Origin of the sequence: Microcystis sp. M31BS1 (assembly GCF_020245285.1) — a bacterium.
Taxonomy (GTDB): Bacteria; Cyanobacteriota; Cyanobacteriia; order Cyanobacteriales; family Microcystaceae; genus Microcystis; species Microcystis panniformis.
Map to the genome: position 1 here is coordinate 1 of NZ_JADBVE010000110.1, position 3,308 is coordinate 3,308.

The window sequence follows — 3,308 nt, forward strand, 5'->3', positions numbered from 1 at the left end:
GCTTAGTCCAGTTTTCCGAACAATTTCATCGCTGACAAAACGGATGACTGGTGCCGTTACTTTGTCTTGCCTATTTGGGGTACAAAAGATTTTCTTTATTCCCCTTGACTTTTAAGACAATCGCTACAGGCGATGCGATCGGCGATCGCAGTGTATTTATGGCTAACTTTCTAATAGCTTCTAGTTAAGAGAATCTTAACCCTTTAAGTCATTGGTCATATCTACAATAGGTTGTTCACTTTCGGTACTTAAAGTTTTAACGTTTTTTTCACAAGTTGCCATCAGTTTTTTCAAGTCAACCATCCGAATTGTTTGATCCTCATAGGTTTTCCAGTAATAACGTAAATTGTGCGGATCACGGGCTGAAGTAAACATAGTATAATCCGTTTCATGTCCTGCTCGTGCAACTCCCACAGGAATATCAAAGTTATTTAAGATATGAAATACCTGTTCAATTCCTTCTTCAATAGTAGTTGAGGGGATTGCTGTTTGACTGAAAACAGTAGCACGAACAAACCGAGCCGGAGGCGTAAAATCACCCGGCATTCCTAACATTCCAGTCCCTTGACCGAATTGTGAGAAGGTTTCACCAGCGATCTCGATGGAGGGTACATTGCGAGGATCAAGGGCTATATAGTTACGAAGATTGGTCATGTGCCAATCAAAAGTAGGAGAATTGGTTATTATCCCAAGGGGATTGTCATGAACGATTAATTTACCCTCAACTGGTTCAATCACAATACTTTTTCCTGTCCTGTCATAAACGATATAGTGAACTGTCAAAGGATCAAAGGGAAGGGGTTTTCCTGCCTCATCGTTAGGGATTGAGCGAAAGACCACAACCTCTTTATTGGCAATTGCCTTTTTGACTTGATCAACATCGGTAAATTTAGATAGAATCCACCTCGGGAAATCTTGAGGTCCCATTCCTTTACTAATATCTTCTTCGGAAGCTGTAGATTCTGTAGATTCTTCAGGTAAAATTTGATATTGAGCATAGGAAGGAAAAAAGAACACACCTAAAGCTAATCCTTCTTCGTTAATGCCATCAAAACAATTAATATCTTCAAATTGGACAAGACTACCCATACTTTTGGCCCAAGCTGCAAGAATGGCGTAGTCAGATTTATAGGACATTCCAACTGTTTTAAATCCATTCCCCATTTTGCATTGAAAAGACTCACCTGCGGGTATATAGACAATATCTGTATCGACTTCGACCCCAGGGCAATCGCACTTAAATTAGGTTGACATAGTGACCAAAATCTCAGGTAATTTTACCAAACAACTCCTGATTTTTGGCTGCTCAAATGGTCATTCCAACAACCTTGGAACAATCTGACAGTAGGGATGGGTTGAAGTTTATGTCGTTGTGGTTTCCTCTAAGCTTAGGTTCAAGTCTTACAGTGGGGAGCTAGTCGTCCTTAAGCAGCCTCATGGCCGAGCAACACCTTGACAACAAAGTCATTGTCCATAGCGGCTCGATAGCGTTTCTGGGTAAGACTTTGCTTGGACGGTTCGCGTTTGAGTAAATTGAGTGACAAGCGGCGCAGCAGCCCAATATTTTCAGGCCCATGACCGTGGCGAATCCGACTGTGGTCTTCCCGAAAGGTGACATCTAATATCCAATGCAGACTATTTTCAATCCCCCAATGGGAGCGGATGGCCAAGGCCAACAGAGTAGCATCAGCCACTAAACTGGTGATATAGAAACACAATTCGGTGGTCGTTTTATTCCAGAGATGTCGTTCTCGTTTGACCATCACGACCGTAGCTAATCCTCGCCATTTGTTGTTTTGATTGGACAAATCGGGGACTTGGCTGATGGGAATCGCCCACACTTGCCGTCGTTCAAAGCGATGGTGACCGGCTTCTGTACACTCGCTATAGCTAACGTCAATCCCTGTCCACTGGTTTGACTCCGCCGCCTCAAAGAAAGCCTTCACCTGACGGTGCAGACTACCTTGATTCCCTTTGAGTGCCAGGATATAGTCACCCCCTTGGTCAACGATTTGGGCGGCAATCTCCCGTTGGGGGCCCATGGCATCAAGGGTAATAATCGCCCCTTTAAGCTCCAGCAGGTTCAGCAACTCGGGAATGGCGGTAATCTCATTCGACTTGTCCTCGACTCGTTGTTGAGCTAACACCAGATGATGCTCACTCGCCCAAGCACTCACGGTGTGTAAGGCCTTCAGGGATTGCTCCCGGTAGTAGGAACCCCGAGCCGTTTTGCCGTCAATGTGGATAAGCTGAATCCCTAAGGATTCGGTGAGCAGCTGCACCCAACTCAAAAAGCACTCATGCAACTGCTGCGGGTTGAGCAAGGCTAAGACTCTCGAAAAGGTATCGTGAGACGGTATGCCGTTGGGCAACTCCAAAAACGTCTCTAACCAAGATTGTTTGGCTTTGCCATAGGTTTCAATAGCCACCATATCGTTAGCCCCAGACAGCACCGCCAGGATGGCAATGGCGACAATATCGAGCAGTAAATGTTCGGGTTTCCGTTTCACTCGGGGGTCTGACAAAGCCTGAAACTGCTTGCTCAGGCTCTGTTTAAGCTTTTTGAGCGTGGGGGAAGGGATGGATACAGGTGGTGTGCCAAAACCGGTTGCCATGAGCGTTAAGTCGCAGTAAACGGGACTGATGAGATATCTAGATAGTGTCCTCGATTCAAGCGGCCATGTCTAGCCCCTAGCCCCCACAGCTTAAACTGTCTGGTTTGTCAAGTACAATTTATACAAAATAAGTGCGATTGCCCTGGTTAAAACAATCTTTGACCGAAGCAGGTTATGATTCAAGAGAGAAAATTGTTGATCTGGTCCAAGATATTAAACGGGAAATATCTCAAGAACGTCAACAAAAACAAGATTCAATACAATGAAGAAAATTCCTGAATTAATTTTTTTAGACACTAATGTTTATTTAATAGGTGCAATTGACCTAGAAAGTCCTGAAGGTTTAATTCTACAATGGTTAGGTTGGGAAGCCCCAAACGATAATCCTGTGGGGGTAATAATTTCTGAAGAACTTATTAACCAAATTACCAGAGTTGCCAAACGTTTAAAAAATAAGGATTGGAGTGGAGAAATAATTGGAAGGATTTGGCAAAACTTTAAGTTTTTTATGTCCCGATTGATGATTTTGAGTTAGCTGAAATGGAGGCTTTGGGCTGACTGACGGACACATTTTTCAATACAAAGACAAGTACTGTTATGTGAAAGCCTCAAACTCCTGAATAAAAGAAAAGGTAATTTTGCCATAATAATCCTGACGAGCTTTGCGAGAAGAGCCAACAGGGAAAAGGGTCA

The 3,308-nt window shown here is 43.7% G+C and carries 3 protein-coding genes; 1 reads left to right on the forward strand and 2 read right to left on the reverse strand.

The genetic code is table 11. The features are described from left to right. Positions 1-195 precede the first annotated feature (195 nt). Positions 196-1,137, reverse strand: coding sequence for a linear amide C-N hydrolase (locus IM509_RS06245; protein WP_260441192.1), 942 nt, complete (start codon positions 1,135-1,137; stop codon positions 196-198). A 287-nt stretch (positions 1,138-1,424) separates the two neighbouring features. Beyond that, the gene (locus IM509_RS06250; protein ID WP_072927809.1) at positions 1,425-2,615 is read right to left on the reverse strand and encodes an ISAs1 family transposase; all 1,191 of its coding nucleotides are present in this window, start codon (positions 2,613-2,615) and stop codon (positions 1,425-1,427) included. A 262-nt stretch (positions 2,616-2,877) separates the two neighbouring features. Between IM509_RS06250 and IM509_RS06255 the strand changes: the two genes are divergently transcribed. Beyond that, positions 2,878-3,150, forward strand: coding sequence for a PIN domain-containing protein (locus tag IM509_RS06255; protein WP_249265037.1), 273 nt, complete (start codon positions 2,878-2,880; stop codon positions 3,148-3,150). Positions 3,151-3,308 lie beyond the last annotated feature (158 nt).

Bases quoted from the DNA above. Each gene is read 5' to 3' on its own strand.
- IM509_RS06245 (WP_260441192.1), bottom strand. From the start codon at position 1,137: ATGTCCTATAAATCTGACTACGCCATTCTTGCAGCTTGGGCCAAAAGT.
- IM509_RS06255 (WP_249265037.1), top strand. From the start codon at position 2,878: ATGAAGAAAATTCCTGAATTAATTTTTTTAGACACTAATGTTTATTTA.
- IM509_RS06250 (WP_072927809.1), bottom strand. From the start codon at position 2,615: ATGGCAACCGGTTTTGGCACACCACCTGTATCCATCCCTTCCCCCACG.